At 62.9% G+C, this 15,138-nt stretch carries 15 protein-coding genes; 5 read left to right on the forward strand and 10 right to left on the reverse strand.

Annotation, left to right across the window (positions count from 1 at the left end; genetic code table 11):
• The first annotated feature begins 86 nt into the window (after positions 1-86).
• The gene (locus HU763_RS04900) at positions 87-572 is read left to right on the forward strand and encodes a nuclear transport factor 2 family protein (RefSeq protein ID WP_186686199.1); all 486 of its coding nucleotides are present in this window, start codon (positions 87-89) and stop codon (positions 570-572) included.
• Here HU763_RS04900 and HU763_RS04905 read toward each other — a convergent pair.
• Complete coding sequence (locus HU763_RS04905) at positions 551-1,327, reverse strand: hypothetical protein (RefSeq protein ID WP_186686198.1); 777 nt, start codon at positions 1,325-1,327, stop codon at positions 551-553. The genes HU763_RS04900 and HU763_RS04905 overlap by 22 nt on opposite strands.
• Before the next feature lie 151 nt (positions 1,328-1,478).
• On the opposite strand from HU763_RS04905, the gene HU763_RS04910 reads away from it, so the two are divergent.
• Positions 1,479-1,772 carry a GIY-YIG nuclease family protein gene (locus HU763_RS04910; protein ID WP_225931924.1) on the forward strand — a complete coding sequence of 98 codons (294 nt, stop codon included), beginning with the start codon at positions 1,479-1,481 and terminating at the stop codon, positions 1,770-1,772.
• Between the two features lie 183 nt (positions 1,773-1,955).
• Here the strand turns inward: HU763_RS04910 and yejK are convergent, their stop codons facing one another.
• A complete protein-coding gene (gene yejK / locus HU763_RS04915) occupies positions 1,956-2,963 on the reverse strand; it encodes a nucleoid-associated protein YejK (protein WP_186686196.1) in 1,008 nt (335 codons plus the stop codon).
• Between the two features lie 371 nt (positions 2,964-3,334).
• Between yejK and HU763_RS04920 the strand changes: the two genes are divergently transcribed.
• Entirely contained in the window at positions 3,335-3,616 is a 282-nt protein-coding gene (locus tag HU763_RS04920) for an HU family DNA-binding protein (RefSeq protein ID WP_112250800.1), read from the forward strand.
• Between the two features lie 50 nt (positions 3,617-3,666).
• Here the strand turns inward: HU763_RS04920 and rlmF are convergent, their stop codons facing one another.
• The 5 genes from rlmF to HU763_RS04945 all read right to left on the reverse strand — a co-directional run bounded on the left by rlmF (position 3,667) and on the right by HU763_RS04945 (position 10,193).
• Positions 3,667-4,620 carry a 23S rRNA (adenine(1618)-N(6))-methyltransferase RlmF gene (rlmF, locus tag HU763_RS04925; protein WP_186686193.1) on the reverse strand — a complete coding sequence of 318 codons (954 nt, stop codon included), beginning with the start codon at positions 4,618-4,620 and terminating at the stop codon, positions 3,667-3,669.
• Between the two features lie 179 nt (positions 4,621-4,799).
• Complete coding sequence (locus HU763_RS04930) at positions 4,800-7,646, reverse strand: valine--tRNA ligase (protein WP_170028424.1); 2,847 nt, start codon at positions 7,644-7,646, stop codon at positions 4,800-4,802.
• A 210-nt stretch (positions 7,647-7,856) separates the two neighbouring features.
• A complete protein-coding gene (locus HU763_RS04935; protein ID WP_186686190.1) occupies positions 7,857-8,216 on the reverse strand; it encodes a DNA polymerase III subunit chi in 360 nt (119 codons plus the stop codon).
• A 5-nt stretch (positions 8,217-8,221) separates the two neighbouring features.
• The gene (locus tag HU763_RS04940; protein WP_170028426.1) at positions 8,222-8,650 is read right to left on the reverse strand and encodes a DNA polymerase III subunit chi; all 429 of its coding nucleotides are present in this window, start codon (positions 8,648-8,650) and stop codon (positions 8,222-8,224) included.
• A 49-nt stretch (positions 8,651-8,699) separates the two neighbouring features.
• Complete coding sequence (locus tag HU763_RS04945; protein WP_186686188.1) at positions 8,700-10,193, reverse strand: leucyl aminopeptidase; 1,494 nt, start codon at positions 10,191-10,193, stop codon at positions 8,700-8,702.
• Between the two features lie 301 nt (positions 10,194-10,494).
• On the opposite strand from HU763_RS04945, the gene lptF reads away from it, so the two are divergent.
• Both lptF and lptG read left to right on the forward strand, forming a co-directional pair.
• Positions 10,495-11,610, forward strand: a complete 1,116-nt coding sequence (lptF, locus tag HU763_RS04950) for an LPS export ABC transporter permease LptF (protein WP_186686185.1) — start codon at positions 10,495-10,497, stop codon at positions 11,608-11,610.
• Positions 11,603-12,664 (forward strand): LPS export ABC transporter permease LptG, encoded by a 1,062-nt coding sequence (gene lptG, locus HU763_RS04955; RefSeq protein ID WP_170028429.1) that lies wholly within the window; start codon positions 11,603-11,605, stop codon positions 12,662-12,664. Before lptF ends, lptG begins: the two co-directional genes overlap by 8 nt.
• A 179-nt stretch (positions 12,665-12,843) precedes the next feature.
• Here the strand turns inward: lptG and HU763_RS04960 are convergent, their stop codons facing one another.
• The 3 genes from HU763_RS04960 to gcvT all read right to left on the reverse strand — a co-directional run bounded on the left by HU763_RS04960 (position 12,844) and on the right by gcvT (position 15,115).
• Positions 12,844-13,332, reverse strand: coding sequence for an RDD family protein (locus HU763_RS04960; protein WP_186686183.1), 489 nt, complete (start codon positions 13,330-13,332; stop codon positions 12,844-12,846).
• Between the two features lie 90 nt (positions 13,333-13,422).
• Positions 13,423-13,635, reverse strand: coding sequence for a cold-shock protein (locus HU763_RS04965; RefSeq protein WP_075043881.1), 213 nt, complete (start codon positions 13,633-13,635; stop codon positions 13,423-13,425).
• Positions 13,636-13,993: 358 nt separating this feature from the next.
• Positions 13,994-15,115, reverse strand: coding sequence for a glycine cleavage system aminomethyltransferase GcvT (gene gcvT, locus HU763_RS04970; protein ID WP_186686181.1), 1,122 nt, complete (start codon positions 15,113-15,115; stop codon positions 13,994-13,996).
• Between the last annotated feature and the right edge of the window lie 23 nt (positions 15,116-15,138).

Genomic DNA, 15,138 nt, shown 5'->3' on the forward strand with positions numbered 1-15,138 from the left:
CCAGTACCGGCCTCTTCGCGGGTACTGGTATAAGCCTGTGGGGCAGATTATCGTGCAGCTTTCCACCCCAGGACGGACCAGCCCTCATGAGCGACGCCAACCGCGAACTCATCACCCGCTTCTACCAGGCCTTCCAGCGCCTTGACGCCGAGGCCATGGTGGCCTGCTACAGCGACGATATCGTCTTCAGCGACCCGGTATTCGGTACCTTGCGTGGCAGGGACGTGGGTGACATGTGGCGGATGCTCACTACCCGGGCGAAGGATTTCACCCTGACGTTCGACGGCGTACGCGCCGATGAGCGCAGCGGTGGCGCACACTGGGTCGCCACCTACCTGTTCAGCCAGACTGGCCGTACTGTGGTCAACGATATCCAGGCGCGTTTCGTGATCCGCGATGGGCTGATCTGCCAGCATGACGACACCTTCGACCTGTGGCGTTGGGCGCGGCAGGCGCTGGGTGCTCCAGGCCTGCTGCTTGGCTGGTCGCCGCTCGTACAGAACAAGGTACGCCAGCAAGCGTTCAAGGGCTTGCGGGCGTATCAGCATGCTCAGGGCAGCGCCACGGCCTGATCACTGTCGTGGTAGCTGAAGATGGCACGCTCAGTGGTGTTGTCCGGTAGGCGGATGCGAATCACCGGAATGAAACTGCCATAGGTCTGGTGCCAGTCCTGCTGGTCGGCCTGAGCCTGCTGCAGGGCACCATGCTCGCCCTCGATGTGGAAAAACGACTGGATCGGCAGGCGATTGGCGCTCGCTTCGTCCCAGGCGCCAATCACCACTTCGTTCCAGGGAAATGGCAGCTCGCGGGCGAACAGTTGTTTGGCGCGCAGGCTTTGATGGAAGGCCTCGGCCCGTTCCGGCACCCTCGCGCGGCGGATGTCGAAGGCGCATTGGCGTTTATAATCCCCGCTCTGCCTGAAGCGCGCGATCCATTGCTCGGCAGTGAACACCTCCTGTTCATGGCAGGCTGCCTCGGTTTCGGCCGTTTGCCGGTTATTGCCGCAACCGCGATTATCGCGTTCCCAGGTGTCGCCGTCGGTGGGCCAGGCGCACAGCATCTCGTAGCGTAGGGAGCCTTGCGGGCGTTGCAGTATCGGGTACAGGGTGAAGCCACTACGGCCATCGGCAGCCAGCCGGGTGGTGGGGATATCGCTGCGCAGGTAGGAGAACGATACGCCGCCCTTGTCCTTGCTGTTCTGGCTATGATGCCAGGTGTGGTAATGCGGTGACGGCCTGGTCGAGCGAAGCAGCACACCCGAGCAGGCGTGGGCAGGTACGGCTTTGCCCTCGCACTGGGCGGGGGTGGCGTCGTAGTTGTCTTGCATTTGTCTGGCGGTTTCCTTTCCAGTCGACGCCTGTGCGGCGAATGCAGCCACAAGCAGTGCTGCACCCAAGCCAATGTGTGGAAGCGAATCAAGCATGATGAAGCCCTCGATGAGTGGGCTCACCAAACTAGTGATGAAAAGAGCAGGCGTCGTGAGTGAACAAGTGCCGGATCAGGCAGTGAAACCCTGGTATGTCTACCTGGTACGGGCTGCCAATGGTTCGTTGTATTGCGGCATCAGCGATGATCCGCAGCGGCGCTTCCTGGCCCACCAGAAAGGGCAGGGCGCACGTTATTTCAAGACCAGCCCGGCCCAGGCGCTGGTGTATATGGAGCAATGGCCGGACAAGGGCGAGGCGTTGCGCCAGGAACGGCTGGTGAAGCGCCTGCGCAAGTCGGCGAAGGAGGCGTTGGTGGCCGGCTATGACAGCGCTTCGTCGCCCTAGGCTCTGTACGAAAAACCTTGATACTTGTTCATGCTGCGTTGAAAACAGCCTCGGAATGCTCATGTACTCCAGTACACTCCGCTTCCTCGGCTGTTTTCGCCTTGCCTGACCTGCGTCTCAAGACTGTTCGTACAGAGCCTAGGGTCGCTTCGCGATGGGGCTGCGCAGCAGCCCCTTGGGCCATCAGTCCTTGCGCCGCTTCAGCTGGTCCACCAGGGTGGTCGGCAGCCCCTTGATGATCAAGGTCCCGGCCGCTTCGTCATATTCCACCCTGTCCCCCAGTAGATGCGCTTCGAAGCTGATCGACAGCCCCTCGGCACGCCCGGTGAAGCGGCGGAACTGGTTGAGGGTGCGCTTGTCCGCGGGGATTTCCGGTGACAGGCCGTAATCCTTGTTACGGATGTGGTCGTAGAACGCCTTCGGCCGGTCCTCGTCGATCAGGCTGGACAGCTCTTCCAGGGTCACCGGCTCGCCCAGCTTGGTCTGGGTGGTGGCATAGTCCACCAGGGTCTGGGTTTTTTCGCGGGCGGACTCCTCCGGCAGGTCTTCGCTCTCGACGAAGTCACTGAAGGCCTTGAGCAGGGTGCGGGTTTCGCCCGGGCCGTCGACACCTTCCTGGCAGCCGATGAAATCGCGGAAGTAGTCGGAAACCTTCTTGCCGTTCTTGCCCTTGATGAACGAGATGTACTGCTTGGAGTTCTGGTTGTTCTTCCATTCCGACAGGTTGATGCGCGCCGCCAGGTGCAACTGCCCGAGGTCAAGGTGGCGCGAAGGCGTCACATCGAGTTCGGCGTTCACCGCCACGCCTTCGCTATGGTGCAGCAGGGCGATCGCCAGGTACTCGGTCATGCCTTGCTGGTAATGGGCAAACAGGATGTGGCCGCCGGTGGACAGGTTGGACTCTTCCATGAGCTTTTGCAGGTGTTCCACGGCCACGCGGCTGAAGGCGGTGAAGTCCTTTTCCTGGTCCAGGTACTGCTTCAGCCAGCCGCTCAGCGGGTAGGCGCCGGACTCACCGTGAAAGAAACCCCAGGCCTTGCCTTGCTTGGCGTTATAGCTGTCATTGAGGTCGGCCAGCAGGTTTTCGATAGCATCGGAGGCGGCCAGCTCGGAGTCGCGGGCATGCAGCACGGCGGGGCTGCCATCGGGCTTTTTGTCGATCAGGTGAACGATGCAATGACGGATTGGCATGGAATTCTCGGCGGGCTGCAAAAGGTGCCAAGTTTACCCCAGACGCCAGGTGATGCAGTGGCCGGATGTTGGCAGAAATGCCGGTTGTTCGTTTTTTGTGCAAATTCGCGCGTTCGAGGCTAAAACCCCCGAAAAACCTGCATTTAATCGAAGTGCGCAGCGGATATTTATCCGTTCCTGTGGTAGCTTTGCGCGGTCTTGCGCCCAGCATGTGGCGCATTGCTGGCAACGTGCTGCCGGCGTGTCGAACCAAACGCCGATTTGCGTATCTACATACGCGATTGGCGCGGCCCTCCACTTTCAGGGGCTGGCCCGATAACGTCGTTAGTCCGCTGCATAACCATCGAATTTGATAGGGAAGGAACACCACCATGGCATTGACCAAAGACCAACTGATTGCCGACATCGCCGAATCGATCGCCGCGCCAAAAGCCACCGCCAAGAACGCTCTGGAGCAACTGGGCCAGATCGTTGCCGACCAGCTGGAAAACGGCGCTGAAATCACTCTGCCAGGCATCGGCAAGCTGAAAGTCACCGAGCGTCCTGCCCGTACCGGCCGCAACCCGTCGACTGGCGCTGCCATCGAAATCGCTGCCAAGAAAGTCGTCAAGTTCGTTCCAGCCAAAGTGCTGACCGACGCCATCAACAAGTAATTGTTGAAGCTTTGACGAAACCGCGCCCGGCTTGCCCGGGCGCGGTTTTTTCATGCCTGTTGTCTACGCCGGGCGTGCCAGGCCTGGCGTGCCGCCTCGTCGAGGAAGCTCCAGGCGACCATGCGGCTCTGTTTCTGCCCCTGGCCCATTTCGGCAACGCGCACGGCCTTGGCGCCGGCCTTCTTCAGCGCGGCCTCGATCCCTGGCAGGTTGCTGGCCTTGGACACCAGGCTGGTGAACCACAGCACCCGTTCTGCGTACTGCACGCTTTCGCCAACCAGCTGGGTGACAAAGCGGATCTCGCCACCTTCGCACCACAGTTCATTGTTCTGGCCACCAAAGTTCAGCACCGGCAACTTGCGCTTGGGGTCCTGCTTGCCGAGGTTCTTCCACTTGCGCTGGCTGCCGCGCGTGGCTTCGTCGCGCGAAGCGTGGAAGGGCGGGTTGCACAGGGTCAGGTCAAAGCGTTCGTCCTCCTGCAGCAAGCCGCTGAGGATGTGGGCACGGTTGGCCTGGTGGCGCAGGGTGATGGCCTTGTCCAGGCGGTTGGCCTGGACGATGGCCTTGGCCGAGGCCAGGGCCACCGGGTCGATGTCCGAACCGAGGAAGCGCCAGCGGTAGTCGCTGTGGCCGAGCAGCGGATAGATGCAGTTGGCGCCGACGCCGATGTCCAGTACGCGAACCTGCGCGCCCTTGGGGATCTCGCCGGCATTGTCGTCGGCCAACAGGTCGGCGGCCACGTGGAGGTAGTCGGCGCGGCCGGGGATCGGCGGGCACAGGTAGTCGGCCGGGATGTCCCAGTGCTGGATGCCGTATTGGGCCTTGAGCAGGGCGCGGTTGAATACCCGTACGGCTTCGGGGTTGGCGAAGTCGATGCTGGGCTTGCCGTAAGGGTTGGTGATGGTGAAGCGCGCCAGCTCGGGGAGGGCCTTGATCAGGCTGGGGAAGTCGTAGCGGCCCTGGTGGCGGTTGCGCGGGTGCAGGGTGGGTTTGTTCGGGGTCATGGCAGTGTCCAGCCCTATACGAGCGGTGGCTGATAGAGTCTGGGGCTGCTGTGCAGCCCTTTCGCGACACAAGGCCGCTCCTGCAGGATAGCGGCGCCCTTCAAACCGGCGCCGTCCCTGCAGGAGCGGCCTTGTGTCGCAAAAGGGCCGCACAGCGGCCCCAGCTGTTTCTCTAGTGATTAAAGCGCCGCAATCCGCGCGTGCTGCTCGGTGAAGTTGGCCAGGGCCTGTTCGGACTCGGCCAGCTTGGCGCGTTCCTTCTCGATCACCGCAGGCGGAGCCTTGTCGACGAAGGCAGCGTTGGACAGCTTGCCGCCCACGCGTGCCACTTCACCTTGCAGGCGCTGGATTTCCTTGTTCAGGCGCGCCAGCTCGGCATCCTTGTCGATCAGGCCGGCCATCGGCACCAGCACCTGCAGGTCACCGACCAGGGCGGTGGCCGACAGCGGTGCTTCGTCGGCATCGCTCAGCACGGTGAACGACTCGACCTTGGCCAGCTTCTTCAGCAGGGCTTCGTTTTCCTGCAGGCGACGCTGGTCGTCGGCGTTGGCGTTCTTCAGGAACAGCGGCAGCGGCTTGCCCGGGCCGATGTTCATCTCGGCGCGGATGTTGCGCAGGCCGACCATCAGCTCCTTGAGCCATTCGATGTCGCCTTCGGCGGCCGGGTCGATGCGGCTTTCATTGGCCACCGGCCATGGCTGCAGCATGATGGTCTTGCCGCTGATGCCGGCCAGCGGCGCGATGCGCTGCCAGATTTCCTCGGTGATGAACGGCATGAACGGATGCGCAAGGCGCAGTGCCACTTCCAGCACGCGCACCAGGGTACGGCGGGTGCCACGGGCGCGCTCGACCGGTGCGTTTTCGTCCCACAATACCGGCTTGGACAGTTCCAGGTACCAGTCGCAGTACTGGTTCCAGATGAACTCGTACAGTGCCTGGCTGGCCAGGTCGAAGCGGAACTGCTCCAGCTGGCGGGTCACTTCGGCTTCGGTGCGCTGCAGCTGCGAGATGATCCAGCGGTCGGCCAGCGACAGTTCGACGGCCTCACCGTTCTGGCCGCAGTCCTCGCCCTTGTCCAGCACGTAGCGGGCGGCGTTCCAGATCTTGTTGCAGAAGTTGCGGTAGCCTTCGACGCGGCCCATGTCGAACTTGATGTCGCGGCCGGTGGAGGCCAGCGAGCAGAAGGTGAAGCGCAGGGCATCGGTGCCGTAGCTGGCAATACCTTCAGGGAACTCGGCCTTGGTCTGCTTGGCGATCTTCTCGGCCAGCTTCGGCTGCATCATGCCGCTGGTGCGTTTTTCCAGCAGGGCGTCGAGGGTGATGCCGTCGACGATATCCAGCGGGTCCAGCACGTTACCTTTGGACTTGGACATCTTCTGGCCCTGGCCGTCCCGCACCAGGCCGTGCACGTACACGGTCTTGAACGGTACCTGCGGGGTGCCGTCTTCGTTCTTGATCAGGTGCATGGTCAGCATGATCATGCGCGCAACCCAGAAGAAGATGATGTCGAAGCCGGTCACCAGCACATCGGTGGAGTGGAACTTCTTGAGGAATTCGGTCTGCTCCGGCCAGCCCAGGGTGGAGAAGGTCCACAGCCCGGAACTGAACCAGGTGTCGAGCACGTCGTCGTCCTGGCGCAGGGCAACGTCGGCGCCCAGGTTGTGCTTGGCGCGCACTTCTGCCTCGTTGCGGCCGACATAGACCTGGCCGGCCTCGTCGTACCACGCCGGGATACGGTGGCCCCACCACAGCTGGCGGCTGATGCACCAGTCCTGGATGTCGCGCATCCAGGAGAAATACATGTTCTCGTACTGCTTGGGCACGAACTGGATGCGGCCGTCTTCCACGGCAGCGATGGCAGGTTCTGCCAACGGCTTGGTGGAGACGTACCACTGGTCGGTCAGCCATGGCTCGATGACGGTGCCCGAACGGTCGCCTTTCGGCACCTTCAGGGCGTGGTCGTCGATGCTCACCAGCAGGCCCTGGGCGTCCAGGTCGGCGACGATCTGCTTGCGCGCGACGAAGCGGTCGAGGTTGGCGTACTGGGCGGGCAGGCGGGTGTCGACCTGCTCGTTGACGCTGCCGTCGAGGTTGAAGGCCTGGGCGCTGGCCAGCACGAAGGCGTTCTTGTCGAAGATGTTCAGCAGCGGCAGGTTGTGGCGCTTGCCGACTTCGTAGTCGTTGAAATCGTGGGCCGGGGTGATTTTCACGCAACCGGTACCGAACTCGGGATCGCAATAGTCGTCGGCGATGATCGGGATGCGACGGCCGACCAGTGGCAGTTCGACGAACTTGCCGATCAGCGCCTGGTAGCGCTCGTCGTTCGGGTTGACCGCTACCGCGGCGTCACCCAGCAGGGTTTCCGGACGGGTGGTGGCGACGACCAGGTAATCCTTGCCTTCGGCGGTCTTGGCGCCATCGGCCAGCGGGTAGCGCAGGTTCCACAGGTGGCCCTTCTCGTCGTGGTTTTCCACTTCGAGGTCGGAGATGGCCGTGTGCAGCTTGGTGTCCCAGTTGACCAGGCGCTTGCCGCGGTAGATCAGGCCGTCCTCGTGCAGGCGCACGAAGGCTTCCTTGACCGCTTCGGACAGGCCGTCGTCCATGGTGAAGCGCTCGCGGCTCCAGTCTACCGACGAGCCCAGGCGGCGGATCTGGCGGCTGATGTTGCCGCCGGACTGGTCCTTCCATTCCCAGACCTTTTCCAGGAACTTTTCGCGGCCCAGGTCATGGCGGTTCTGGCCCTTGGCCTCGAGCTGGCGCTCGACCAGCATCTGGGTGGCGATACCGGCGTGGTCGGTGCCAGGCTGCCACAGGGTGTCGCGGCCTTGCATGCGGCGGAAACGGATCAGGGCATCCATGATCGCGTTGTTGAAGCCGTGGCCCATGTGCAGGCTGCCGGTCACGTTCGGCGGCGGGATCATGATGGTGTAGGACTCGCCTGCACCTTGTGGGGCGAAATAATTCTCGGACTCCCAGGTGTTGTACCAGGAAGTTTCGATGGCGTGCGGCTGGTAGGTCTTATCCATGCGCGGCGGGACCCTGTGCATTTATTCGGGAAAGCCGGGAAGTATAACCAAGCTGGGGGCCGCAGGCGACAAGCTGCTGCTATCTGGCACGGCAGGGATGGCCTATTCGCGGGTAAACCCGCTCCCACAGGACCGGCGCAAGTCTCAAAGCTTGCGCCGGTCCTGTGGGAGCGGGTTTACCCGCGAAGAAGGTACCGCCGAATTTCGGTTTTACTCGGAACGCTTGATCAACCGCTCGATCCGCGCATCCAGCCGGCGTTTGATCTCGTTCTCGATATGCGGGGTAAAGTCGTTGATCACGTCCTGCGTGATCATCTGCGCCGCGGCACGCAGCTCGCTTTCCAGGTGCAGCAGGGTATCCTGGCGGCGGGTCTGCGGATCGTCTTCGGGCTCGACCGGTTCGGCCGCAGGCGCGGGGTTGCCGGGCGCTTCTTCCAGCAGCAGTGGGATCTGCTCCACTGTCTCGGTCAGCAGTGGCGGTTGCAGGTCGGCATCGCCAAGCAACTGGCGGATCGACTCGAGGTCATCGAGCAGATGGGCGGAATCGGGTAGCGGGGAGGGTTTGTCCATCGTCGTCAAAGTCGCTGTAAGCGGTGGTCTTGCAGAGCATAGCCCTGTTCACGGTAGAAACGGAATCGCTCACGTGCCGATTGGCGGATGCCAGGTTCTTCGACGACGATCTCGGCGATGCGCTCGAACTGGCCGACGAAGCCCGGCACGCCGGCGCCCAGGTTGATCAGCAGGTCGCGATGGTCGCCGGCGTCGTCGGCCAGGCCCAGGGCCACGCGCGCGTCGGCGTGCACCTCTGCCAGGTCGTGAGGCACGAAAGCTTCGCCCTTGAAGTGCCACAGGCGTTGGTCCAGCTGGTCGCGCTGGTCGGCATCCTGGCAATGCAGGTAGACCCGGTGGCCGAGGCGCCAGGCCTTTTCACACAGCTTGCAGGCGAAGTCCAGGCGCGCCGACAGTGCGTCGGTGGGCAGGATGTAGAAATCGACTTTGCTCATGGTGGTATCGCCGGCCGATGGCGCACGAGGCGCCACCGGCTGCACGGCGTCAGGCGCCAGCGCGGTCCAGCAGGTACTGGGTCAGCAGGGGCACCGGGCGGCCGGTGGCGCCCTTGTCCTTGCCACCGCTGACCCAGGCCGTGCCGGCGATGTCCAGGTGCGCCCAGTCGTAGGCCTTGGCGAAGCGCGACAGGAAGCAGCCGGCGGTGATGGTGCCGGCTTTCGGCCCACCGATGTTGCCCATGTCGGCGAACGGGCTGTCCAGCTGCTCCTGGTATTCATCGAACAGCGGCAGCTGCCAGGCGCGGTCGTCGGCGCGCTTGCCGGCGTCGAGCAACTGGCCGACCAGGTCGTCATTGTTGCCCATCAGGCCGGAGGTGTGGCTGCCCAGGGCGACGATGCAGGCGCCGGTGAGGGTGGCGATGTCGATCACCGCCTGGGGCTTGAAGCGTTCGGCGTAGGTCAGGGTGTCGCACAGCACCAGGCGGCCTTCGGCGTCGGTGTTGAGGATTTCCACGGTCTGGCCGCTCATGGTGGTGACGATGTCACCCGGGCGGGTGGCGCCGCCGCTCGGCATGTTTTCGGCACAGGCCAGCAGGCACACCAGGTTGATCGGCAGTTGCAGCTCGAGCACCGCACGCAGGGTGCCGAGCACGCTGGCCGCGCCGCACATGTCGTATTTCATCTCATCCATGCCGGCACCTGGCTTGAGGCTGATGCCGCCGGTGTCGAAAGTAATGCCCTTGCCCACCAGCACGAACGGCTTTTCGGCTTTCTTGCCGCCCTGGTAGTTGAGCACGATCAGGCGTGGCGGCTGGTCGCTGCCCTGGCCGACGGCGTAGAACGCGCCCATGCCCAGGTCCTTGATCTTCTTCTCGTCCAGTACCTCGACCTTCAGCGCCTTGTGCGCCTTGCCCAGGTCCTTGGCCTGTTCGGCGAGGAAGCTTGGGTGGCACAGGTTGGGCGGCAGGTTGCCGAGGTCGCGGGTGAAGGCCATGCCGGTGGCGATGGCACTGGCGTGCTTGACCGCGCGCTCGACGTCGGCCTGGCCGGCCTTGTCGGCCAACAGGGTGACCTTTTTCAGGGCGCGCGGCTCGGCCTTCTGGCTCTTGAAGCGGTCGAACGTGTATTCGCCATCGAGCAGGGTTTCGGCCAGCAGGCGGTATTTGCCGTAGTGGGCGTCGCGGTTGTTGACCGCAATGTCATCCAGGGCCAGCACTGCATCGCTGCCGTTCAGGCCCTTGAGCACGCCGGCGACGCTGCTGACCAGTTTGCGCCAGGCGCGGTCGCCCAGGGCTTCGTCCTTGCCGCTGCCCACCAGCAGCACGCGTTCGGCCTTCAGCCCGGGGACACTCTGCAGCAGCAGGGTCTGGCCCGGCTTGCCGGCCAGGTCGCCACGCTTGAGCACGGCACCGATAGCGCCTTCGCTGGCCTGGTCGACGGCCTTGGCCACGGCGCCGAGCTTGCGGTTTTCACCTACCGGAATGACCAGGGTGGCGGTTTTTACGGATGCAGCAGCTACGCTTTTTACAACCAGTTCCATGTCAGGATCCCCGAATGATCGATGCAGTCGGCGCTGTGTGCTCCAGCGCTCTGGACGGGCCTGGCTGCGTTATCGCGCGCCAGCGGAAAAGCTGCCAGTTTGAGCCTGCGGCAAGCGTGCTGACAACCCCGTTGTACGCCTTCATGCGCAGCGAAGTGACAGGGGCGTTCAATCACAGGATAATGCGCGCACTTTACATGGAGGTTCGCCTTTGGCGAACCGGCATTGGTCTTGGATGTACTAAGTCATTGTCTGGCGCCATTGCTTGGCAGTCCGCCCTGACAACCCAGGAGTGTCTGGTTTGATCGTCTTTCGTTATCTGTCCCGCGAGGTCCTGGTGACCTTGAGCGCCGTCAGCGCCGTGCTGCTGGTGATCATCATGAGCGGGCGCTTCATCAAGTACCTGGCCCAGGCTGCCCAGGGTGTGCTCGACCCGAGCGTGCTGTTCCTGATCATGGGCTTCCGCCTGCCGGGTTTCCTGCAGCTGATCCTGCCTTTGGGGCTGTTCCTCGGCATTCTCCTGGCGTACGGGCGCCTGTACCTGGAAAGCGAGATGACCGTGCTGTCGGCCACTGGCATGAGCCAGCAGCGCTTGCTCGGCCTGACCATGGCGCCGGCCGCCCTGGTTGCCCTGCTGGTGGCCTGGCTGAGCCTGAGCCTGGCGCCGCAGGGCGTTGCCCAGGTGCAGCAGATCATCAGCCAGCAGGATGCCCTGACCGAGTTCGACACCCTGGTGCCGGGCCGCTTCCAGACCCTGCGCGATGGTTCGCGGGTGACCTACACCGAACAGTTGTCTGACGATCGCATCAACCTGGCCGGGGTGTTCATCTCCGAGAAGCGCTTCAACCAGGACAAGACCAAGGACCGCGCTCCATCGGTGCTGGTCGCCGAAAAAGGCCACCAGGAAATCCAGGCCGACGGCAACCGCTACCTGGTGCTGGAAAACGGCTACCGTTACGACGGCAACCCCGGCCAGGCCGACTACCGCGCCATCAAGTACGACACCTACGGCGTGCTGCTGCCCAAGCCGGAGGTCAGCGAGGAAGTGACCGAGCGCGAAGCCATCCCCACCTCCGAGCTGATCGGCAAGCCGGGCCTGCGTGAGCGTGCCGAGCTGCAATGGCGCCTGTCGCTGCCCATCCTGGTGTTCGTGGTCACCTTGCTGGCGGTACCGCTGTCCCGCGTGAACCCGCGCCAGGGCCGCTTCCTCAAGCTGCTGCCGGCAATTCTTCTGTACATGGCCTACCTGACAATGCTGATTTCCACACGCGGCGCCCTCGAAAAGGGCAAGTTGCCGATCGCCCTGGGCATGTGGTGGGTCCACGGCCTGTTCCTGCTGATCGGCCTGGGCCTGATGTACTGGGAGCCGCTGCGCCTCAAGCGCGCCGCCCGCCGTGCGGAGGTGGCCCATGGCTAAGCTCGACCGTTACATCGGCCAGAGCGTGCTGCTGGCCATTCTCGCCGTACTGGGCATCATCCTTGGCCTGGCCTCGCTGTTCGCCTTCATTGATGAAATGAGCGACCTGAGCGATACCTACACGGTGATGGAGGCGGGCAACTTCGTTTTGCTGACCGCCCCACGGCGCCTGTACGAAATGCTGCCGATGGCCGCCCTGATCGGTTGCCTGATTGGCCTGGGCAGCCTGGCCAGCAGCAGCGAACTGACCATCATGCGTGCTGCCGGGGTATCGATCGGCCGCATCGTCTGGGCGGTGATGAAGCCGATGCTGGTGCTGATGCTGGTCGGCCTGCTGATCGGCGAATACGTGGCACCGGTGACCGAGAACAAGGCCCAGGCCGACCGTTCGCTGGCCCAGGGTGGGGGTGAGGCACAAAGCTCCAAGCGTGGCATGTGGCACCGCCAGGGTGACGAGTTCGTGCACATCAACGCCGTGCAGCCCAACGGCCTGCTGCTGGGCGTGACCCGCTACCGCTTCGACAGCGAACGCAAGATCGTCACTTCGAGTTTCGCCCGCCGAGCCCAATACCAGGACGATCACTGGCTGCTTGCCGACGTGCGCACCACCTTCTTCCGTGGTGACCATACCGAAGTGGTGAACACACCGCAGGAGCGCTGGGACGTTTCGCTCACCCCGCAATTGCTCAATACCGTGATCCTGGCGCCTGAGTCGCTATCGATTACCGGCTTGTGGGATTACATCCACTACTTGTCCGACCAGGGCCTGAACAACGCCCGTTACTGGCTGGCGTTCTGGACCAAGGTGCTGCAACCGATGGTGACCGCGGCGCTGGTGCTGATGGCGATCTCGTTCATCTTCGGCCCGCTGCGTTCGGTGACCCTTGGCCAGCGCGTGTTCACCGGTGTGCTGGTGGGCTTCGTGTTCCGCATTGCCCAGGACCTGCTGGGGCCATCGAGCCAGGTGTTCGGCTTCCCACCGCTGTTGGCGGTGGTGATCCCGGCCGGCATCTGTGCGTTGGCAGGGATGTGGCTGTTGCGCCGGGCGGGGTAATGGCCTGAACCGTACAAAAAAAGCCGACCTCAGGGTCGGCTTTTTGCTGGCATTTGTGTTGGCTTCTTCGCGGGCGTGCCCGCTCCCACAGGTTCATCACAGCCCCCTGGGCTTGTGAAGTTCCTGTGGGAGCGGGCACGCCCGCGAATAGGCTGGAAGCAGGCAATACAGGTCTCAGCTCATTTGTTCTGCTTCGGCACCCGCACCAGCTGGCTTTCCGAATAGATGTCATGCCAGCCGCGCTTGCGCTTGTCGATCAACGCCCAGAAGAAACCCAGCCCCAGGCACAGCCATGAGGCGATCGACACCACGAAGCGCAACAGCGCCTGCCACAGGCTGATGGCCGTGCCATCGGCGTTCTGCACCCGCACCCCCCACACCTGCATGCCCAGGGTCTGCCCGCCATGGGTCCAGAACTTGGCAAAAAAGCCGAACAGGGCAAACAGCAGTAGCGTCGACAGCAGCGGGTCGCCATCCAGCGCACCGGCCTCGGTCAGCTCGCGCATGCGTGCTTCGCCGATGATTGCCATCTGGATCATCTTGTAGGCGCCAGCGGTCACGATCAGTAGTGCCGTGCACAGCAAAAAGTCGTAGAACATCGCCGCCAGGCGCCGGCCCAGGCCGACCGGCGGAAAATCACCCTGGGGTGTGAGCAGAGGCTTGGACATGCAGAACGGCTCCAGAAGACGAAGCCGATATTCTACGGGCAAAAAAAAGCCCCTGCACTTGGCAGGGGCTTTTTCGAAGTCGGGCTCAGCTTAGCCGATGACCTGAACTTTGTCAGCTTGCAGGCCTTTCTGGCCCTGCACTGCTTCGAAGGAGACCTTCTGGCCTTCTTTCAGGCTCTTGAAGCCGTTGCCTTCAATAGCGCGGAAGTGCACGAACAGATCAGCACCGCTTTCTGGGGTGATGAAACCGTAACCTTTTTCGTCATTGAACCACTTGACGGTACCGTTCTGACGCTCAGCCATTGTCTTATTTCCTATGAAGCTTGAATTTTGATGACAGTTTCTTTTGCAATAAGTAGTAAGCAAAAGATTACTGGGCTGGGTTGCAGGAAAGTAAGAGACGTCAAACGGGTTGTAGCAGATTGCGGCTACTGGCCCAGGTCACGAACTGTTGCGACCCATGCAAACACAGTGCAGTGACTCTACGCCAACTCCCGAGCGAAAAACAAGCCCTTGGTCGTCTGGAAAATCGGCCGTTTGCCGATAACCGACCAGTTTGTCGGAAACGGCATGGCGCCTGGCCTGGCGCCATGTTCAAAAGTTATTAGGCAGGTTCGGAAACGAATAAGCCGAACCTGGCTGCACGCTTCACAAAACGGCTTCAGCCTCGGTAGTAACGTTGCGCCACGAAAGGCATTTTACTGACTTTCAAAGCCACCTTCTTGCCACGCACCACGGCAAACAGTGGCGTGTCGATTGCTGCATGTTCGCTATCGATATAACCCATTGCGACCGGTGCGCCGAGTGTCGGGCCAAAGCCGCCACTGCACACTTTGCCTACCGGGTGATCGTTGGCATCGACAATGTCAGCGCCTTCGCGTACTGGCGTACGTTCCTGCGGCAACAGGCCCACGCGTTTGCGCGGCACGCCATCGCGCTGCTGGGCGAAGATGTGCTCGGCCCCAGGGAAGCCACCGGCACGCGCGCCATCGGCACGGCGTACCTTGGAAATGGCCCACAGCAGGCTGGCTTCGACCGGGGTGGTTTCGCTGTTCATGTCGTGGCCGTACAGGCACAGGCCGGCTTCCAGGCGCAGCGAGTCGCGCGCGCCCAGGCCGATCGGCTGCACTTGCGGCTCGGCCAGCAGGCGACGGGCCAGGGCTTCGGCAGCGTGTGCCGGTACCGAAATCTCGTAGCCGTCTTCGCCGGTATACCCCGAGCGGCTGACGTAGCAGTCTTCACCCAGCAACTTTACTGTGCGGAACTGCATGAAGGTCATGCTGGCTACTTCCGGGGCCAGGCGCGCCAGCACCTCGGCTGCCGCCGGGCCTTGCAGGGCCAGCAGGGCACGCTCCTCGAACAGCGCTTGCACCTCGCAGCGGCCACCGATATGCGCTCGCAGGTGGGCCAGGTCCTGGTCCTTGCAGGCAGCGTTGACTACCAGGAACAGGGTGTCGTTGCCCAGGTTGGCGACCATCAGGTCGTCGAGGATACCGCCTTGCTCATTGGTGAACATGGCATAGCGCTGCATGCCTACCGGCAGGTCGAGGATATCCACCGGCACCAGGCTTTCCAGGGCCTTGGCGGCGTCGCTGCCGTGCAGCTTGATCTGGCCCATGTGCGAGACATCGAACAGGCCGGCCTGCTCGCGGGTGTGCAGGTGCTCCTTGAGCACGCCCAGCGGGTACTGCACTGGCATGTCGTAGCCGGCGAACGGCACCATGCGCGCACCCAGTTCCAGGTGCAGGGCGTGCAGCGGGGTCTTGAGCAGTGTTTCGGACATCGGTGACTCCTTGCTGTAGTTGT

Source organism: Pseudomonas anuradhapurensis (genome assembly GCF_014269225.2).
Lineage (GTDB): Bacteria > Pseudomonadota > Gammaproteobacteria > Pseudomonadales > Pseudomonadaceae > Aquipseudomonas > Aquipseudomonas anuradhapurensis.